Genomic DNA, 17,578 nt, shown 5'->3' on the forward strand with positions numbered 1-17,578 from the left:
TTATGTCAACACGTTTTTCTGTTCGTCCCGCGCTCAGCGCCTTGACCACCGCCGCTCTGGCCGTATGCGCAGCACCTGCCGCCCACGCCCAGTCTGCCGAATTGATTGCTGCGGCCAAGACCGAAGGCCAACTGACGGTGATTGCCCTGGCACGCAACTGGTGCGGCTACGGCCCCATCATTGACGCGTTCAAGGCCAAGTACGGTATCAAGGTCAATGAACTGAACCCTGATGCGGGTTCGGGCGACGAAGTCGAAGCCATCAAGGCCAACAAGGACAACAAAGGTCCCCAAGCCCCTGACACGATTGACGTGGGCCTGTCCTTCGGCCCTGCTGCCAAGGCAGCCGGCCTGATCCAGCCCTACAAGGTCGCCACCTGGGCCACCATTCCAGATTCCGCCAAGGACCCTGAAGGCTACTGGTACGGCGACTACTACGGCGTGCTGACTTTCCAGGTAAACACCGACCTGGTCTCCAAAGCGCCGGCCGACTGGGCCGACCTGCTCAAACCCGAATACAAAAATGCGGTGGCCCTGGCAGGCGACCCACGCAGCGCCAACCAGGCCATCCAAGGCATTTACGCCGCAGGCCTGGGCCTGGCCGGTGGTGATGCCTCCAAAGCCGCCGCAACCGGCCTGAAGTTTTTCTCTGACCTGAACAAGGCTGGCAATTTTGTGCCGGTGATCGGCAAGGCCGCCTCCTTCACCCAAGGCACGACCCCCATCATCATCCGTTGGGACTACAACGCACTGGCAGACCGCGACACCCTCAAGGGCAACCCCAAAGTCGACGTGATCGTTCCAAAAACTGGCGTGGTTGCCGGCGTCTATGTGCAGGCTATCAGCGCCTACGCACCCCACCCCAACGCAGCCAAGCTGTGGATGGAGTACCTGTACTCAGATGAAGGCCAGCAAGGCTTGCTGAACGGCTACTGCCACCCGATCCGTTTCAACGACCTGGTTGGCAAGAACAAGTTCACCAAAGCGTCTCTGGACAAGCTGCCACCTGCCGCTGCCTACGCCAAAGCGGCATTCCCCACGCTGGAGCAGCAGAACGCCGCCAAGGAAACCATTACCAAGCAATGGGACCAAGTGGTGGGAGCCACCGTCAAGTAAGCCTTTGGCTTGAACATTGCTAATCGGGCAAGACCGCACACCGCGGTCCTGCCCGATTTTGTTTGGTAACGCTTCTGCCTGAACTGCCCATGCCTGTCGCCCCACCTGCCACCCAAGCGCCACCTGCGGTCTCTGCCCAACCGGCCTCCTTCAACCTGCTGGGTGTGCTGCCCTTCATGTTGTTTGCGCTGCTATTTCTCATCCTGCCAACCGGCTACCTGATGGTCGGTGCCTTCCAGGACGCCGAAGGCCACTTCACGCTCGCCAACCTTCGCGGCCTGATGGAGCCCAATGTGCTGGAGGCGTACTGGATCAGTTTCAAGATCAGCGCCGCCTCCGCGCTAGGCGGTGGCCTGCTGGGCTTTGTCCTCGCATGGGCTGCCGTCATGGGCAAGCTGCCCGCGTGGATACGCCCGACCTTGATGACCTTTTCCGGTGTGGCTTCCAACTTTGCGGGAGTGCCGTTGGCGTTCGCCTTTCTCTCCACGCTGGGGCGCATGGGCCTGGTCACGGTGTTGCTGCGCACCTATCTGGACGTCAACCTGTATGCCAGCGGCTTCAGCATCCTGAGCTTTGCGGGCCTGGCCATCACCTACCTGTACTTCCAGATTCCGCTCATGGTGCTCATCGTGACCCCCGCACTGGAAGGCCTGAAGAAGGAATGGCGCGAGGCCTGCGACTGCCTGGGGGGTACCGCATTCCACTACTGGCGCTATGTGGCCCTGCCGGTGCTCTGGCCGAGCATGGTGGGCGCCATGCTGCTGCTGTTCGCCAATGCCTTCGGTGCGGTCGCCACGGCCTATGCGCTCACCGGCAGCTCGCTCAATATCGTGCCCATCCTCTTGTATGCGCAGATCCGCGGTGACGTGCTGCACAACCCCAACCTGGGCTACGCCATGGCGCTGGGCATGATCGTGATCACCGGCCTGGCCAATGCCGGCTACATGGTCTTGCGCAGCAAGACCGAAAGGAGCCGCGTATGAACCGCCAGTCCCACCAGTCCCGCCTCGGTGCCTGGATCGCCATGGCCATTGGGGCCAGCTACTTCCTGATCCCGCTGATCGCCACCTTCGAGTTCAGCCTGCGCATGCGGCGCGGCGAATACAGCTTCGATGCCTACCGCGTCGTGTTTGCCGACCCGCAGTTCCAGACCACGTTTGGCTACTCCATCGTGATGGCCGTGCTCACCATTGTGGTGGGCGTGTTACTGGTGGTACCCACAGCCTACTGGGTGCATTTGCGCATGCCCAAGCTGCGTCCGCTAGTGGAATTCATCACGCTCTTGCCCTTGGTCATCCCGGCCATCGTGATCGTGTACGGCTACCTGCGCATGTACAACAGCAGCTCCATCATTCCGCTGACCGGCAGTGAGCGGGCGACCGACTTCCTGCTGATGTGCAGCTATGTCACGCTCGCGCTGCCGTATATGTACCGCTCGGTAGACACGGGGCTGCGCACCATTGACATCCGCACGCTCACCGAAGCGGCCGAGGTGCTGGGCGCCAACACGGCCACCATCCTGTTCAAGGTGATTTTTCCCAACATCACCTCGGCCATTCTGTCCGGCGCCTTCCTGACCTTTGCGGTGGTCATTGGTGAGTTCACCATGGCCAGCCTGCTGGACCGCCCGGCCTTTGGCCCCTACCTGCAGCTCATCGGCGCCAACCGCGCCTACGAGCCGTCGGCACTGGCGGTGATTGCCTTCTTGCTGACCTGGGCCTCGATGGGGCTGATCCAGGTCTTCGGTCGCAACTCTGCGACGCGCACCCAAAAATAATTTTTACGAGAACTCCGACATGGCTTTTCTGGAAATCTCCCAGCTGCAAAAACACTTCGGCAACCAAACGGCCGTCAAAGACTTTTCCATCTCCATCGAGAAGGGCGAGTTCATCACCTTCCTGGGCCCCTCGGGCTGCGGCAAGACCACCATCCTGCGCATGCTGGCGGGCTTCGAGTCGCCATCCAAGGGCAGCATCGTGTTCGACGGGCAGGACGTGACCCAGCTGCGCACCAGCCAGCGCAATGTGGGCATGGTGTTCCAGTCGTATGCGCTGTTCCCCAACATGACGGTGGCGCAGAACATCGGCTTTGGCCTGAAGGTGGCCAAGATGCCGCAGGACCAGATCGACGCCCGCGTGAAAGAAATGCTGGCGCTCATCAAGCTGGAGAAGCTGGCCGACCGCTACCCCTGGCAGATGTCGGGCGGGCAGCAGCAGCGCGTGGCCCTGGCCCGCGCGATTGCCAACAAACCCAAAGTGCTGCTGCTTGATGAACCTCTGTCGGCACTGGACGCCAAGATCCGCATCTCCCTGCGCGAAGAAATCCGCACGCTGCAGCGGGCTCTGAACATCACCACCGTGTTCGTCACGCATGACCAGGAAGAGGCACTATCCATCTCCGACCGCATCGTGGTGCTCAACGAAGGAGGCGTGGAACAGACCGGCACGCCGTCGGAGATTTACAACTTTCCGCGCACCCGCTTTGTGGCCTCGTTCATCGGCACGCTGAACCAGGTGAACGCCACCGTCGCCGATGTGCAAGCCGGCACCCTGCGCGTGGGCGAGCAGATGCTAACCAGCAGCCACCCCTTGACCGGCCTGCAAGCGGGCCAATCCTGCATGTTGGCCTTGCGCCCCGAGGCCGTGAGCCTGGCCGCGCCGGAAGCCGGCAAGAACAACCTGCAGGTGGTGGTGGATGATGTGAGCTTCCTGGGCTCCATCGTGCGCATCCGCACGCGCACGGGCGACCAGGTGGTGTCGCTGGACGTCTTCAATGACCCCAACCGCCAGCTACCGCAACGCGGCACGCCGGTGAACCTGAGCTTCGCGCACGAGAACCTGCTGGTGCTGCAGTAAGCACCGGGCGGCACCCCATGAACTGGCTGTACCTGGCGATTGCCATCGCCTGTGAGGTGTTCGCCACCTCGGCACTCAAAGCGACGGAGGGCTTCACGCGCTGGCAGCCATCCGCGTTGGTGGTGGTGGGCTACAGCCTGGCCTTTTTCTTTCTGTCTCTCACGCTGCGCAGCATTCCGGTGGGCGTGGCCTATGCCATCTGGGCCGGGGCAGGCGTGGTGCTGGTGTCGATTGCCGGCTGGTTGCTGTACCAGCAGGCGCTTGATGCGGCCGCCATCCTCGGCATCGGCCTGATCGTGGCCGGCGTGCTGGTCATCAACCTGTTTTCCAAGGTGGTGGTGCACTGAAACCCTGCGCCCGCAAGGCGCCCCCAAATAAGGCCACAATGCTGCACTTCGTTGTTCCACCTTTTTGTGAAGTGCACCATGTACCACGCAGCCTCTGACCGTTACGACGGACGTGTTCCCTACCGCACCTGCGGCAAAAGTGGCCTCAAACTGCCCGCGGTGTCGCTGGGCCTGTGGCACAACTTTGGTGATGCCACGCCGTTTCAGACCCAGCGCGACATGCTGCGCACGGCCTTTGACCTGGGCATCACCCACTTCGACCTGGCCAACAACTACGGCCCGCCCTACGGCAGCGCCGAGACCAACTTTGGCGAACACCTGCGCCGCGACTTCAAACCCTACCGCGACGAGCTGCTGATCTCCAGCAAGGCTGGCTACGACATGTGGCCCGGCCCCTACGGCCAGGGTGGTGGCTCGCGCAAGTACGTACTGTCCAGCCTGGACCAGAGCTTGAAGCGCATGGGCCTGGAGTACGTGGACATTTTCTACAGCCACCGCTTTGACCCCGACACCCCGCTGGAAGAAACCATGGGCGCGCTGGCCACCGCGGTGCAGCAGGGCAAGGCGCTGTACGCCGGCATCAGCAGCTACTCGGGCACCAAGACGCGCGAAGCGGCTGCCATCCTCAAAAGCATGGGCGTGCCCATGCTGATCCACCAGCCGTCGTACAGCCTGATGAACCGCTGGATCGAGGAAGACCTGCTGGACGCGCTGGACGACACCGGCATGGGCTGCATCGCCTTCAGCGCGCTGGCCCAGGGCCTGCTGACCAACAAGTACCTCAACGGCGTGCCCACCGACGCCCGCATCAACCGCCCCGGCGGCGGATCGTTCAGCAAGGACCATCTGAGCGAACAAAATCTCAAGCACGTGCGGGCCCTGAACGAGATTGCGCAGGCGCGCGGCCAGAGCCTGGCACAAATGGCCACGGCCTGGGTGTTGCGCGACAAGCGTGTCACCTCGGCCCTGATTGGCGCCAGCAAGCCCGAGCAGATCATCGACCTGGTGGGTGCCATGAGCAACCTGACGTTTAGCACGGAAGAGTTGGCAACCATCGACGGCCACGCCGTGGACGGCGGCATCAACCTGTGGAAGCGCCCCTCCACCGACCAGCGTCTGGCCTGACATAGTTCCGATGAATGCCACCCATGGCTCCCTATCGCTGCGCCAGTACGGCCCATCGCCTGGCAGCCATGCGCACGACCATTTCCAGGTGTTGTTAGGCCTGGAGGGTACGCTGGAGCTGGAAGTACAAGGCCACGGCCAGCGCATCGCGGCTGGCGGCGGCTGCGTGATTGCGCCCGGCGAGCGGCATGACTTTGAGGCCCACGGCAACGCGCGCTGCCTGGTGCTGGACACGGCGGAAGCCGACTGGGCGGCCGCGGTGGGCACACCGGTGCAACCCGCCACAGCGTTGGCCCTGGCGCACTACCTGAAGCTGGCCTTGGCCCAACCAAGCAGCCTGGCCCAACACTATGGCCCGCTGTTGCTGCTGGACTGCTGGCGTACCCCCACAACCCTGCCCACCCGCAGCCAGCGCCGCATTGACTGGAATGGCCTGACCGGGTGGTGCCAGCAACAGTTGCACACCCCACTGACGGTGGCCGACCTGGCGCAACAGGTGTTTTTAAGCCCTACCCAATTTGCCGTGCGCTGCCAGCAGGAAACCGGCATGCGCCCCATGCAGTGGCTGCGCGACCTGCGCCTGCAGCGCGCCCGCCAGCTGCGCGCCCAGGGCCTGGCCATGGCAGACATTGCGCGCCGCTGCGGCTACCAGTCCGCCTCGGCCCTGACCGCTGCGCTGCGCCAGCACACGCGCCACTGAGACCGTGGTTTGGCGACAGCGCGCCGTGGTTGCGCACTAGTGCCCGCGGCTAAGCTTGCTGCCATGCAAGCCTCCCTCTTCGCCCTCGCCGCCATTGCCCTGTGGGGTTCGCTCGCCCCGCTGGGCGTTTCTCTGGGCCATGTGCCGCCGTTTCTGCTCACGGGCTGCGGCCTGCTGATCGGCAGCGTCATCGGGCTGGTGCTCTCGCGCGGCCGGGTGCAGCGGTGGAAAGTACCCGCACCCACGCTGGCGATGGGTGTGTACGGCTTGTTCGGCTTTCACTTTCTGCTGTTCATCGCGCTGCGCCATGCGCCCCCTGTGCAGGCCAACCTGGTGAACTACCTCTGGCCGTTGGGCATTGTGCTGATGGCGCCGCTATTTCTGCCCGGCATGCGACTACAGGGCCTGCACATTGCGGCTGCGCTCTTGGGTTTTGCCGGTGCGGCGCTAGCGATTCTGGGTGGGCGTGATCTGCAGGGCGGTTTTGCATGGGGCTATGTGCCGGCGCTGGCTTCGGCCTTCGTGTGGGCCAGCTACTCGCTGCTGACGCGGCGTGTGCCGGCCTTCCCCAGTGCGGCCATTGGCCTGTTCGGCCTGGCGTCGGGCCTGCTCTCGCTGCTGTGCCATGCGCTGCTGGAAAACCCGGTGGACTTGAGTGCGCACGACTGGGCGCTGCTGGCCACCATGGGCCTGGGCCCGCTGGGTGGCGCGTTTTACCTGTGGGATGCGGCGCTCAAGCGTGGCGATGCGCGGCAGATTGGCGTGCTGTCCTTCCTCACCCCGCTGCTGTCCACGCTGGCGCTGCTGTGGTTGCGCGGGGAATGGCCCAGCGCCTCGGTGGCACTGGCGGCCGTGATGATTGTGGGGGCTGCCGTGCTGGGCTCACGGACTGACACATAGGCGGCTTATAAAGAAAATCGACCTCTAGCCCCCGTCAAATCTGTGCGAGCAGCTCCGCTTTTTATAGCGGCATGGGGCGACTGCTGAGTTCTTCGCCGGGCTCTTCGGCGTCGCACACACCCTGCGCCCAAGCCTCCAGCTTGCCGGCGTCGGCGCGCAAGATCTCTTGCTTGACCGCCAGGATCTGTGCTGGGTGCATGGAGAAGCTGCGCAGGCCCAAGCCCAGCAGCAGGCGTGTCATGGTCACGTCGCCGGCCATCTCGCCGCACACGCTCACGTCCTTGCCCTGGACGCGACACTCCGCAATCGTGTCGGCCACCAGGCGCAGCACCGCGGGGTGCATGGGGTCGTAGAGGTGGGCCACTGACTCGTCGGCCCGATCGATCGCCAGCGTGTACTGGATCAGGTCGTTGGTGCCTATGGACAGGAAGTCGAAGTACTTGAGGAACAACCTCAGGCTGAGCGCGGCGGCCGGAATCTCGATCATCGCGCCAAGCTGAATAGGCCCGTAAGCCACACCGCGGCGGTCGAGCTGCGCACGCGCCTTCTCGATGTGAGCGATGGTCTGCCGGATCTCGCTGGCATGGGCCAGCATGGGAATCAGCAATCGCACCTTGCCATGCGCTGCGGCGCGCAAGATGGCGCGCAACTGGGTCAGGAACATGCCCGGGTCGGCCAAGCTCCAGCGGATGGCACGCAGCCCCAGCGCAGGGTTCAGGTGGGCGTCATCACGCACGGAGGCATCCAGCGGCTTGTCGGCACCCACGTCCACCGTGCGGATGGTCACCGGCAGGCCCTGCATGCCTTCCACAGCCTTTTTGTAGGCCTGGTACTGCTCTTCCTCGTCGGGCAGGCGACCCTGGCGCCCCATGAACAAAAATTCGCTGCGGAACAACCCCACGCCCAGTGCCCCAGCCTTGAGCGCCACCTGGGCGTCCTCCGGCATTTCGATATTGGCCAGCAACTGTACGCGCTGGTCGTCCATGGTGACGGCCGGTGTGTGCAACAGGCGCTGAAGGCGGCCGCGCTCCAACTCGCCCTGGCGCTGCTTGAAGCCGTATTCGGCCAGGATGATGGGCGAGGGATCGACAATGACCACGCCCACATCGCCGTCGATGATGACCCAGTCGTCCTGGCGCACCAGTTGGCTGCAGGTGCGTGCGCCCACCACAGCGGGGATGTCCATGCTGCGCGCCACGATGGCGGTGTGCGAAGTCTTACCACCCACATCGGTGATGAAGCCCGCAAACACACTCTGCTTGAACTGCAGCATGTCGGCCGGCGACAGGTCGTGCGCGATGAGCACCAGCGGCACGTCCACCGTATCGTCCAGCAGCAGGTCTTGTTGCGAGGGCTTGCGCGGACTGCGCTGCACCGGCTGCAGCACGGGCGACTGGGCCCCCTTCATGGCGCGTAGCACGCGTTCGCAGATCTGCTCCATGTCAGTCTTGCGTTCGCGCAGGTAGGCGTCTTCCATTTCGTCGAAATGGCGCGCGATGATTTCCAGCTGTGTGGTCAGCGCCCACTCGGCGTTGTACAGCCGGTCGGTGATCCAATGCTTCACCCCCGCCACCAGCTCTTCGTCCTGCAGCAGCATCAGGTGCACGTCCAGCAGGGCGGACAACTCGTGCGGCGCCTCCTTGGGGCCCATGCGGGTGATGCTGTCCTGCAGGCGGGCAATCTCTTCCACCACCGCGTCGCGTCCGACACGCACCCGGTCTATCTCCGATTCCACCTCATGGGGTTTAACGAAGTAATGCGCCACATCCACGCGGCTCGACGCCACCAGCACGGCACGCCCAATGGCGATGCCGCGCGAGACCGTGAGTCCGTGAATGGAAAAGGTCATTCGCCTTCGCCGAATTTGTCGTTGATCAACGCGAGGAGCGCATCCATGGCCTCCTGCTCGCGCTCGCCGCTGGTTTCCAGCAGCACTTCAGAGCCAATGCCAGCGGCCAGCATCATCACGCCCATGATGCTCTTGGCGTTCACGCGGCGTTCGCCACGGGCCATCCACACCTCGCAGGGGAAACTGCCGGCCAGCTTGGTGAGCTTGGCCGACGCTCGGGCGTGCAATCCCAGTTTATTGACTATGGTCGTGTTGGTGCTGATCATGGGGTTTGCGATGTTGGTTTTGGGGGGCGGTGACCGCCACTTGCATGATGCTCTGGATGCCACCCGCCAGCGCCCGCGTGATGAGCACGTCCAGCACCTCGTGGCGGTAGTTGACGGTGCGCAGCAGCATGGGCAGGTTGGCGCCAGCCACCAGTTTGGTGCTGATGCCGTCCACCACTTTTTGCGCCACATTGCAGGGCGTGGCACCGAACACATCGGTCAGCACCAGGGCCTGGGGGGTGCCCAGCTGGGCCAGCAGCGCCTGCGCCGCCATGCGGGTGATGTCGGTGCTCTCATTGGGGGCCACGTCCAGCGCCAGCACACCGGCCGCCGCCTCGGGGTACACGTGCAGGGCCGCTGTGCGCAGCGCACTGGCCAGCGGTGCATGGGCGACGATGAGAATGCCTGTGTTCATGAGGGAGCGCGGAGCGGGTGAGGAGTGATTATGGCGCCTTTGCCAGCAGGAAATGCACATAGGCCGCGACACAGGTAAGGCCGTAGGCACCAAATGCCGCCTGGTACGCGGCCACCTCGGCCAGGCCAAAGGCCAGAAAGACCCCGATGGCCTTGCGCGACGACCGCAACGTCATGGTTGCGGTGTCTCGGCGAAAAACGGTTCGGTCATGTCGGGCCCCAGGCGTTCGGCATACACCGCCCAGTGAACAATCTGACGCCCCCTGAGGCGCCACAGCAGTTGGGCTTGCACCGCACGGCCGTCGGGCCGCAGGCCCTGGGCCTGCAGCAGGGTGGCGCCCGCCATCGGCTGGTCCTGCACCTGGCTCGCGCGCAGGGCGGCCAGTGCCTGGGCGCGCCACGCAGCCAACACCTCGGGTGCGGCTACGCCTTCGGGCAATTCCACGCGGCTCACCGCAAACAGCGCACTGCCAGCCTCGCAGCCCACCATGTCCATCACCAAGGTGTGCGGCACCAGTGTCACGCTGCGCCGCGCCTTGTCGGGTTTGCAGGGCAGCATCACCGGGACCGACGCCACGCTGGCCTGGCGCCAGTTCAGTGCCGGACTGCAGGCCGACAGCACAGCAAGCCCCAGCACCGGCAGCAGTGCCTGTGCGGTCGCTACGAGCCTCACTTCAGCGCGCCAAAGACCTTGGTCAGAATGGAGCTGCCGTAGGCCACGGGGTTTTGGCGAATCTTCTTCTCTTCTTCGGAAATCATGAAGAATAGGCCGTCCAGCGCCTTGCCGGTCACGTACTGCTGGATGTTGGCGTCTTCCTTCTTCATCAGCCCCAGCTCCGATGCCCTGCCGGCCAGCTGGTTGTACTTGTCGGCCAAGCCGACTTTCGCAGTGGCCTTGGTTACGATGGGCAGGAACTTGACGCCCAGCGGTGAGCGGGTTTTTTCGGCAAAAAACTGGGTCACGGCGGTGTCGCCGCCCGTCAGAATGCCCTTGGCATCGTTCACCGACATGGTCTGCACCGCCTTGACCAACAGATCCTTGGCCATGGGCACGGCAGCCTCGGCGCCACGGTTCATGGAGGTCACCAGCTCATCCACCCGGGCTCCCTGGCCAAAGGTGCGCAGCAGTTTTCCGGCATCTTCGAGGTAACCGGGCAAAGGAATGCGAACTTTTTCGTTGCCCAGGAATCCATCCGTGGTGCCGAGAATACCCACGGCGGCCAGCGCGCCTTTTTCCAGTGCGGTTTTCAGGCCCTTGGAGGCGTCTGCGTTGGTCAGGTCCTCCAGACTCAAGGCGTAGGCGGGTTGCAAACTGGCCGCTGCCCACAGGGCAGCACTGGTCAGCGTGAAGGAATTAAAATGTCGACGGTCCATGCGGGGTACCTACTGAGATGAAAAAACAAATCGTGATCGCCAGCATCGTAGCGGCTTGTGCCGTGCTTGCTGGCGCTTATTTGCTGGGCAGCGGCAATGCTGCACCAGCTTCAACTTTCGTACTGCTGGACGGTTCGCAAAAGCAAACCACCGATCTCAAGGGCCGCGTGACCCTGGTGAATTTCTGGGCCACCAGCTGCGTTACCTGCGTGGCGGAGATGCCCAAGGTCATCGCCACCTACGAAAAATACAAGGGCCAGGGCTACGGCACCATGGCCGTGGCCATGTCCTATGACCCGCCCAGCTACGTGGTGAACTATGTGCAGACCCGCAAGCTGCCGTTTGACGTGGCCATCGACAACACGGGCGCCGTGGCCAAGGCCTGGGGCGAAGTAGGCATCACCCCCACCAGCTACCTGGTGAACAAGCGCGGCGAGATCGTCAAGCGCTACGTGGGCGAACCCAATTTCACCGAGCTGCACCAGCTCATCGAAAAACTGCTGCAGGAAACCTGAGCGGTTTCCCGCAATGGCGCAGCGTTCCGCACCTAGCTGCGGAACGCGTCGTGGCAGGTCTTGCAATTGCCGCCTGCGGCGCCTACTGCGGCCTTGATGTTGTCCAGATTGCCGGTTTTGGCAGCGGCGCTGAGTTTGGCCATGTCAGCCTGTAGCTTCTCCGCGTTCTCATTGAATTTGGCTTTGTCGGTCCAGATTTCAGCCTTGGCCTTGGTGTCGCCCTTGTCGGAGCCTTCTACAAACGCGCTCCAGGGCAGCTTGCTCATGAACGCCGCCACTTCGGCGCTCTCTGCGGCGACCTTGGCATCAAACGGCGCTTTGCCAGCTGCCATCGCGGCCACACGGCCAAAGTTCTGTTGCATCACAAACAAGGCACTGCGGCGGTACTTGATGGCGTCTTCGGCTTTGGCGAACTGCGCGGAAGCAGGCACGGCCAGAACCAGGGCAGCCACTGCCAGAACCGGGGAAACAAGCTTTTTCATGGGTCGTCCTCTCGATGGGTGGATAGAAATTTCCAGCGGGTAGAGTAACGCCAATTCGCAAAAGTTCTTACGCGGCGGGTAACCGAGGGTAAGTACCAAGCAGACCACCGGTTGCGCCCGGTGCAGTGCTACATTGTCGCTTGGCGGCGTGTCGGTACCGCCTTTGTATCAGGGGACTAACTATGCAGACAACCAGAGTGTGGGACCTGCCCACGCGGCTCTTCCATTGGGCGTTGGCCGTGTGCTTTGTGGCATTGGTATTCACGGGACAGACTGGCGCGTTCGAGTGGCACTTTCGTCTGGGTTACAGCGTACTGACCCTGCTGCTGTTCCGCCTGGTGTGGGGCTGTGTGGGCGGACACTGGTCGCGCTTCTCCAGCTTCGTCTACCGCCCGTCCACTATCCTGCGCTATCTGCGCGGCGAGGGTAACCCACTGCATAGCGTGGGCCACAACCCACTAGGCTTTTTGTCGGTACTGGCCCTGTTGGGGTTCAGCCTGCTGCAGGTCTTCACTGGCCTGTTCAGTGACGACGAGATCTCCTCTTCCGGCCCCTTGACCAAATTCGTGAGCGGCAAGTGGGTGAGCTTGGCCAGCGAATACCACGCCGACATTGGCAAGATCATCCTGATTGTTCTGGTGCTGCTGCACATCGCGGCCATCCTCTTTTACAAATTCAAAAAGGGGCACAACCTGGTGGCATCCATGCTGCACGGCGACAAGCAGCTGGCAGAGCCCGTGCCTCCCTCGCGCGACGACGCAGCATCACGAACCTTGGCACTGATTGTTTTTCTGTTGTGTGCGGGTCTGGTCACCGCCCTGGTGCGGTGGGCAGAATGAGCCCAGAATCTGCCCTGCAGGCACCCGAAAAGGCGCGGCTGCTGCAACCCCAATCCCCCGCTGACCTGGATGGTGTACGCGTGCTGTTCAAAGAGTACGCCGACAGCCTGGGTGTGGATCTGTGCTTTCAGAATTTTGAGGCAGAGCTGCGGCAACTGCCTGGAGAGTACGCCCCACCACGCGGCAGCTTGCTGGTGGCAGTCGTCGGCGATGCGTTTGCGGGCTGCTGCGCGCTGCGTCCGCTGGACAGTGCCGATTACTCCAATGCCTCGGAGATGAAGCGCCTGTATGTGCGACCCGAATTTCGGGGCTTGGGCCTGGGCCGGATGCTGGCGGAGGGCATTCTGGATGCGGCGCGGCAGTCGGGCTACAGCTGCGTACTGTTGGACACCCTGGACGACATGGAATCTGCCCGCGCCCTGTATGCCGAACTCGGGTTTGAAGATGTGCCACCGTTCTACTACAACCCGATTCCCGGTGCGCATTACCTGAAGGCAGAGCTGTAGGCGTAAAAAAGCCCTGCTGCACAACCATGCGGCAGGGCTTTGCGCAAACGCGGCGTGCTTAGGCCTTGGCTTGGGCGAGCAAGGTTGCTGCGTCGCTCACTTCAAACTTACCCGGGGCTTCCACGTTCAGCGAAACCACCTTGCCGTCTTTCACCAGCATGGAGTAGCGGTTGCTGCGCAAGCCCATACCGCGGCCCGTGAGGTCCAGGGTCAGGCCAGTAGCCTGGGCAAATGCAGCGCTGCCGTCGGCCAGCATGCGGACCTTGCCAGCAGTCTTCTGGTCACGGGCCCATGCGCCCATCACAAAAGCGTCATTCACACTGACGCACCAGATCTCATCCACGCCGGCCGCCTTGAAGGCTTCCACGTTCTGCACATAGCCTGGCACGTGTTGCGCCGAGCAGGTGGGGGTGAAAGCGCCTGGCAGAGCAAACAGCGCAATGGTCTTGCCGGCAGTGGCTTTGACCACGTCAACAGCGTTTGGGCCTAGGCTACAGCCTTCGCCCTCGACTTCGGAATATTCCATCAGTGTGGTGGCGGGAAGGGTTTGACCGACTTGAATCATGTGTGCTCCTGAGAATGAAAGTACGTTTTGAAAGTACCAATGAAAACGGCCCACATTGTGGGCCGTTTTGAAGTCACTTGCAGTGAACGAAGCCGATAGGCTTAGACTGCAGCAGCCTTTTCCACCAAGCGGGTCGCAACCCAGTTCTTGGTCTTGGAAATGGGCTTGCTTTCCGTGATTTCGATGACATCACCCAACTTGTACTCGCCCTTTTCGTCATGGGCGTGGTACTTGCTGGTTTTTGCCACGATCTTGCCGTAAAGCTCATGCTTCACGCGACGCTCGATCAGTACAGTCACTGTCTTCGAACGCTTGTCGCTGACCACCTTGCCAATCAAGGTGCGCTTGAGGGATTTTTTAGCTTCCGTCATTTATCGCTCCTTATTTGGCGGATTTTTCAGCGCTTTGCTTCTCGACAAGAATAGTCTTGGCGCGAGCAATATCACGGCGCGCGGAGCGCAGCGTAGCGGTGTTGTTGAGTTGTTGCGTGGCTTTTTGCATACGCAGGCCAAAGTGGGCTTTTTGCAGCTCTTTGACTTCCGTAGTTAGTCCGGCGATGTCTTTGGTGCGCAGTTCAGCAGCTTTCGTCATGTCGATATCTCCTGAATTACTGGCCAATCATGCGTGCCACGAACGTAGTACGCAGAGGCAGTTTGGCCGCAGCCAAACGGAATGCCTCGCGTGCCAGCTCTTCAGGCACACCGACGATTTCAAAAACGATCTTGCCGGGCTGGATTTCAGCCACGTAGTACTCGGGGTTACCTTTACCGTTACCCATACGCACTTCAGCAGGCTTTTGGGAGATCGGCTTGTCAGGGAACACGCGAATCCAGATACGGCCGCCACGCTTCACGTGACGGGAAATTGCACGACGTGCAGCTTCGATCTGGCGAGCCGTCAGACGGCCGCGGTCAGTACATTTGAGACCGAAGTCACCGAATGCGACCGAGCTTCCTCGGGTAGCAATACCGGTGTTACGGCCTTTTTGCTCTTTGCGGTATTTCCGGCGAGCGGGTTGCAACATGGTTATTCTCCTTTACCGTCAGCTGCTGCAGCTGGCGCGGCGATTTTACGAACGCGCTTAACGGCTGGTTTGTTTGCATCAGCACCCAGTGCTTCTGCGGGCTTGTCGCTGCCATCGGCAGGGGCTGCGTTGCCACCCACGGGGCGACGAGCACCACGGGGAGCGGCGCGGTCAGCACCTGGACGGGCACCACCGCGGTCATCGCGGCGGGGACCACGTGGACGACGTTCTTCTTCAGAACGAGGCTCCACAGCAGCGGGCAGATCGTTACGGCCCAAGGTATCACCCTTGTAAACCCAGACCTTCACACCGATGATGCCGTACGTAGTTTTGGCTTCGGAAGTTCCGTAGTCAATGTCAGCGCGCAGGGTGTGCAATGGCACACGGCCTTCACGGTACCACTCGGTACGGGCAATTTCGATGCCGTTCAGACGACCGGACGACATGATCTTGATGCCCAAGGCGCCCAAACGCATGGCGTTTTGCATGGCGCGCTTCATGGCACGGCGGAACATGATACGTTTTTCGAGCTGCTGGGTGATGCTGTCAGCGATCAGCTTCGCATCGATTTCGGGCTTGCGCACTTCTTCGATGTTCACTGCCACTGGCACGCCCAATTGCTTGCCCAGATCGCGCTTCAAGTTTTCGATGTCTTCGCCCTTCTTGCCGATCACCACGCCCGGACGAGCCGAGAAAATGGTGATACGTGCGTTCTTGGCAGGACGCTCGATCAGAATGCGCGAAACCGAAGCATTCTTCAACTTGGCCTTCAGGTACTCACGCACCTTGATGTCTTCGGCCAGCATGCCCGCGAAATCACGGTTGCTAGCGTACCAACGAGAAGACCAATTACGGCTGATCGCCAAGCGAAAGCCGGTTGGGTGGATTTTTTGTCCCATATCTTCCTGGCCTCTTTCAGTTACCAACCGTCACGTACACGTGGCACGTGGGCTTGCGGATTTGATTGCCACGGCCTTTGGCACGTGCTGTGAAGCGACGCAGAGAAGCACCTTGTTCGACGTAGATGGTTTTCACCTTCAGTTCGTCGATATCGGCGCCGTCATTGTGCTCAGCATTGGCAATGGCGGACTCCAGAACCTTCTTGATGATCACAGCAGCTTTTTTCTGTGTGAATTGCAAGATGTTCAGAGCTTGGTCAACTTTTTTGCCACGGATCAGGTCCGCGACCAGACGACCTTTGTCTACCGACAAACGGACGCCACGAAGGGTTGCACGAGTTTCCATGGTCACCTCCTTATTTCTTCTGGACTTTTTTGTCCGCAGGGTGACCCTTGAAAGTACGGGTCAGAGCGAACTCACCCAACTTGTGGCCAACCATTTGATCGGTGATATAGACAGGCACGTGCTGTTTGCCGTTGTGCACAGCAATGGTCAAGCCGATGAAATCGGGCAGGATCATGGAACGACGCGACCAAGTCTTAATCGGCTTCTTGTCCTTGGTTGCCACGGCCTTTTCGGTCTTGGCTACCAGGTGGTGGTCCACAAAGGGACCCTTTTTGAGAGAACGAGTCATTTACCTACCCCTTACTTCTTGCGACGCGACACGATCATGACCTGCGTGCGCTTGTTGTTACGGGTACGGTAACCCTTGGTCAGATTACCCCAAGGATCGACTGCATGACGGCCTTCGCCTGTCTTGCCTTCGCCACCACCGTGCGGGTGGTCAACCGGGTTCATCACCACACCGCGAACGGTTGGGCGAATACCCATCCAGCGCTTCACACCGGCTTTACCCAGGCGGCGCAGGCTGTGCTCTTCGTTGGCGACTTGGCCAATGGTTGCGCGGCAGTCGATGTGGATCTTGCGAACCTCACCGGAGCGAACGCGAACCTGGGCGTAAGTGCCTTCACGGGCCAACAGGGTGGCAGATGTGCCGGCAGAGCGGATGATCTGTGCGCCCTTGCCCACTTGCAATTCCACGCAATGGATGATGGAACCCACTGGGATATTGCGGATGGGCAAAGTGTTGCCAACGCGGATAGGAGCTTCGGAACCATTCATGATGGTTGCGCCGACTTCCAGACCACGGGGGGCAATGATGTACTTGCGTTCGCCGTCTGCGTAGCACACCAGAGCGATGTGCGCAGAGCGGTTGGGATCGTACTCAATGCGTTCCACCTTGGCGGGAATGCCATCCTTGTTGCGAACAAAGTCGACAACGCGGTAGTGGTGCTTGTGTCCACCGCCCTTGTGGCGAGTGGTGATGTGGCCGTTGTTGTTACGACCGGCTTGCTGAAATTGAGGTTCCAACAACGCAGCGTGAGGGGCACCCTTGTACAGGTGGTCACGCGAAATCTTCACCACGCCACGACGGCCTGGAGAAGTAGGTTTCATTTTAATGACAGCCATGATTACGCGGCCTCCCCACCAAGGTTCAGCTCTTGGCCAGGCTTGAGCATCACGTAGGCTTTGCGAACGTTGTCGCGACGGCCATTCGATTTGCCAAAGCGCTTGGCCTTGCCTTTTGTGTTCACCACAGAAACGCCTTGCACTTCCACCTTGAACATCAATTCCACAGCGGCCTTGATTTCGGGCTTGGTAGCGTCTTGCAGCACCTTGAACGTCACAGCATTGGATTTTTCAGCCACCATGGTTGCCTTTTCAGACACGATGGGAGCAACCAGAACCTGCATCAAACGACCTTCGTCGTACTTGACTTTCGACGTGTTGTTCATACGGGC

Annotated in this window: 27 protein-coding genes; 11 read left to right on the forward strand and 16 right to left on the reverse strand. The window is 61.4% G+C overall.

The features are described 5' to 3' along the window. Positions 1-2 precede the first annotated feature (2 nt). The 8 genes from J2X15_RS10640 to J2X15_RS10675 all read left to right on the forward strand — a co-directional run bounded on the left by J2X15_RS10640 (position 3) and on the right by J2X15_RS10675 (position 7,042). A complete protein-coding gene (locus J2X15_RS10640) occupies positions 3-1,115 on the forward strand; it encodes an ABC transporter substrate-binding protein (protein WP_310342463.1) in 1,113 nt (370 codons plus the stop codon). Between the two features lie 89 nt (positions 1,116-1,204). Continuing rightward, positions 1,205-2,098 (forward strand): ABC transporter permease, encoded by an 894-nt coding sequence (locus J2X15_RS10645; RefSeq protein ID WP_310342466.1) that lies wholly within the window; start codon positions 1,205-1,207, stop codon positions 2,096-2,098. Next, positions 2,095-2,892: an ABC transporter permease gene (locus J2X15_RS10650; RefSeq protein WP_310342469.1), complete on the forward strand. Its 798-nt coding sequence runs from the start codon at positions 2,095-2,097 to the stop codon at positions 2,890-2,892. Before J2X15_RS10645 ends, J2X15_RS10650 begins: the two co-directional genes overlap by 4 nt. Positions 2,893-2,911: 19 nt before the next feature. Beyond that, a complete protein-coding gene (locus tag J2X15_RS10655) occupies positions 2,912-3,970 on the forward strand; it encodes an ABC transporter ATP-binding protein (protein ID WP_310342472.1) in 1,059 nt (352 codons plus the stop codon). A gap of 17 nt (positions 3,971-3,987) precedes the next feature. Next, complete coding sequence (locus J2X15_RS10660) at positions 3,988-4,317, forward strand: DMT family transporter (protein ID WP_310342473.1); 330 nt, start codon at positions 3,988-3,990, stop codon at positions 4,315-4,317. Between the two features lie 78 nt (positions 4,318-4,395). After that, positions 4,396-5,442 (forward strand): L-glyceraldehyde 3-phosphate reductase, encoded by a 1,047-nt coding sequence (mgrA, locus tag J2X15_RS10665; RefSeq protein WP_310342475.1) that lies wholly within the window; start codon positions 4,396-4,398, stop codon positions 5,440-5,442. A gap of 10 nt (positions 5,443-5,452) precedes the next feature. Further along, on the forward strand, positions 5,453-6,142 hold the full coding sequence (locus tag J2X15_RS10670) for a helix-turn-helix domain-containing protein (RefSeq protein ID WP_310342477.1): 690 nt from the start codon (positions 5,453-5,455) through the stop codon (positions 6,140-6,142). A gap of 63 nt (positions 6,143-6,205) precedes the next feature. Beyond that, positions 6,206-7,042, forward strand: a complete 837-nt coding sequence (locus tag J2X15_RS10675) for a DMT family transporter (protein WP_310342479.1) — start codon at positions 6,206-6,208, stop codon at positions 7,040-7,042. Between the two features lie 61 nt (positions 7,043-7,103). Here J2X15_RS10675 and ptsP read toward each other — a convergent pair whose 3' ends face one another. From ptsP to J2X15_RS10705, 6 genes are read right to left on the reverse strand one after another with little or no spacing between them, the layout of a single operon-like run. Beyond that, a complete protein-coding gene (ptsP, locus tag J2X15_RS10680) occupies positions 7,104-8,891 on the reverse strand; it encodes a phosphoenolpyruvate--protein phosphotransferase (protein ID WP_310342481.1) in 1,788 nt (595 codons plus the stop codon). Then, on the reverse strand, positions 8,888-9,157 hold the full coding sequence (locus J2X15_RS10685) for an HPr family phosphocarrier protein (protein ID WP_310342484.1): 270 nt from the start codon (positions 9,155-9,157) through the stop codon (positions 8,888-8,890). Before J2X15_RS10685 ends, ptsP begins: the two co-directional genes overlap by 4 nt. Continuing rightward, a complete protein-coding gene (locus tag J2X15_RS10690) occupies positions 9,126-9,572 on the reverse strand; it encodes a PTS sugar transporter subunit IIA (RefSeq protein ID WP_310342487.1) in 447 nt (148 codons plus the stop codon). Before J2X15_RS10690 ends, J2X15_RS10685 begins: the two co-directional genes overlap by 32 nt. Before the next feature lie 28 nt (positions 9,573-9,600). After that, positions 9,601-9,747 (reverse strand): hypothetical protein, encoded by a 147-nt coding sequence (locus tag J2X15_RS10695; protein ID WP_310342489.1) that lies wholly within the window; start codon positions 9,745-9,747, stop codon positions 9,601-9,603. Further along, the gene (locus tag J2X15_RS10700) at positions 9,744-10,244 is read right to left on the reverse strand and encodes a hypothetical protein (protein WP_310342491.1); all 501 of its coding nucleotides are present in this window, start codon (positions 10,242-10,244) and stop codon (positions 9,744-9,746) included. The genes J2X15_RS10695 and J2X15_RS10700 overlap by 4 nt, the downstream gene beginning before the upstream one ends. Then, positions 10,241-10,945 (reverse strand): DUF4197 domain-containing protein, encoded by a 705-nt coding sequence (locus J2X15_RS10705; protein WP_310342493.1) that lies wholly within the window; start codon positions 10,943-10,945, stop codon positions 10,241-10,243. The genes J2X15_RS10700 and J2X15_RS10705 overlap by 4 nt, the downstream gene beginning before the upstream one ends. Positions 10,946-10,962: 17 nt before the next feature. Between J2X15_RS10705 and J2X15_RS10710 the strand changes: the two genes are divergently transcribed. Next, entirely contained in the window at positions 10,963-11,460 is a 498-nt protein-coding gene (locus J2X15_RS10710) for a TlpA disulfide reductase family protein (protein WP_310342495.1), read from the forward strand. A gap of 32 nt (positions 11,461-11,492) precedes the next feature. Here the strand turns inward: J2X15_RS10710 and J2X15_RS10715 are convergent, their stop codons facing one another. Next, positions 11,493-11,942 (reverse strand): c-type cytochrome, encoded by a 450-nt coding sequence (locus J2X15_RS10715; protein ID WP_310342497.1) that lies wholly within the window; start codon positions 11,940-11,942, stop codon positions 11,493-11,495. Between the two features lie 182 nt (positions 11,943-12,124). Here J2X15_RS10715 and J2X15_RS10720 point away from each other — a divergent pair, with 182 nt between their 5' ends. Both J2X15_RS10720 and J2X15_RS10725 read left to right on the forward strand, forming a co-directional pair. Further along, the gene (locus tag J2X15_RS10720) at positions 12,125-12,781 is read left to right on the forward strand and encodes a cytochrome b/b6 domain-containing protein (protein ID WP_310342500.1); all 657 of its coding nucleotides are present in this window, start codon (positions 12,125-12,127) and stop codon (positions 12,779-12,781) included. Next, positions 12,778-13,287 carry a GNAT family N-acetyltransferase gene (locus J2X15_RS10725; protein ID WP_310342502.1) on the forward strand — a complete coding sequence of 170 codons (510 nt, stop codon included), beginning with the start codon at positions 12,778-12,780 and terminating at the stop codon, positions 13,285-13,287. The genes J2X15_RS10720 and J2X15_RS10725 overlap by 4 nt, the downstream gene beginning before the upstream one ends. Before the next feature lie 58 nt (positions 13,288-13,345). On the opposite strand, the gene J2X15_RS10730 is transcribed toward J2X15_RS10725, so the two are convergent. The 9 genes from J2X15_RS10730 to rplW form a co-directional block, all read right to left on the reverse strand. Further along, positions 13,346-13,852 carry a peroxiredoxin gene (locus tag J2X15_RS10730; protein ID WP_310342503.1) on the reverse strand — a complete coding sequence of 169 codons (507 nt, stop codon included), beginning with the start codon at positions 13,850-13,852 and terminating at the stop codon, positions 13,346-13,348. A gap of 101 nt (positions 13,853-13,953) precedes the next feature. Then, positions 13,954-14,223, reverse strand: a complete 270-nt coding sequence (gene rpsQ / locus J2X15_RS10735; RefSeq protein ID WP_105261715.1) for a 30S ribosomal protein S17 — start codon at positions 14,221-14,223, stop codon at positions 13,954-13,956. Positions 14,224-14,233: 10 nt separating this feature from the next. Continuing rightward, positions 14,234-14,443, reverse strand: coding sequence for a 50S ribosomal protein L29 (gene rpmC, locus J2X15_RS10740; protein WP_310342506.1), 210 nt, complete (start codon positions 14,441-14,443; stop codon positions 14,234-14,236). Between the two features lie 16 nt (positions 14,444-14,459). Continuing rightward, on the reverse strand, positions 14,460-14,876 hold the full coding sequence (gene rplP, locus J2X15_RS10745; protein WP_029708121.1) for a 50S ribosomal protein L16: 417 nt from the start codon (positions 14,874-14,876) through the stop codon (positions 14,460-14,462). 2 nt (positions 14,877-14,878) lie between these two features. Continuing rightward, the gene (gene rpsC, locus J2X15_RS10750; RefSeq protein WP_310342522.1) at positions 14,879-15,775 is read right to left on the reverse strand and encodes a 30S ribosomal protein S3; all 897 of its coding nucleotides are present in this window, start codon (positions 15,773-15,775) and stop codon (positions 14,879-14,881) included. A 16-nt stretch (positions 15,776-15,791) separates the two neighbouring features. After that, positions 15,792-16,121: a 50S ribosomal protein L22 gene (gene rplV, locus J2X15_RS10755; protein ID WP_075585605.1), complete on the reverse strand. Its 330-nt coding sequence runs from the start codon at positions 16,119-16,121 to the stop codon at positions 15,792-15,794. Between the two features lie 10 nt (positions 16,122-16,131). Continuing rightward, on the reverse strand, positions 16,132-16,410 hold the full coding sequence (gene rpsS, locus J2X15_RS10760) for a 30S ribosomal protein S19 (RefSeq protein WP_094476242.1): 279 nt from the start codon (positions 16,408-16,410) through the stop codon (positions 16,132-16,134). 11 nt (positions 16,411-16,421) lie between these two features. Then, a complete protein-coding gene (gene rplB, locus J2X15_RS10765; RefSeq protein ID WP_105261718.1) occupies positions 16,422-17,246 on the reverse strand; it encodes a 50S ribosomal protein L2 in 825 nt (274 codons plus the stop codon). A 2-nt stretch (positions 17,247-17,248) separates the two neighbouring features. Further along, positions 17,249-17,572: a 50S ribosomal protein L23 gene (gene rplW, locus J2X15_RS10770; protein WP_105261719.1), complete on the reverse strand. Its 324-nt coding sequence runs from the start codon at positions 17,570-17,572 to the stop codon at positions 17,249-17,251. Positions 17,573-17,578 lie beyond the last annotated feature (6 nt).

The organism is Rhodoferax saidenbachensis, assembly GCF_031457975.1.
GTDB classification, from domain to species: Bacteria; Pseudomonadota; Gammaproteobacteria; order Burkholderiales; family Burkholderiaceae_C; genus Allorhodoferax; species Allorhodoferax saidenbachensis_A.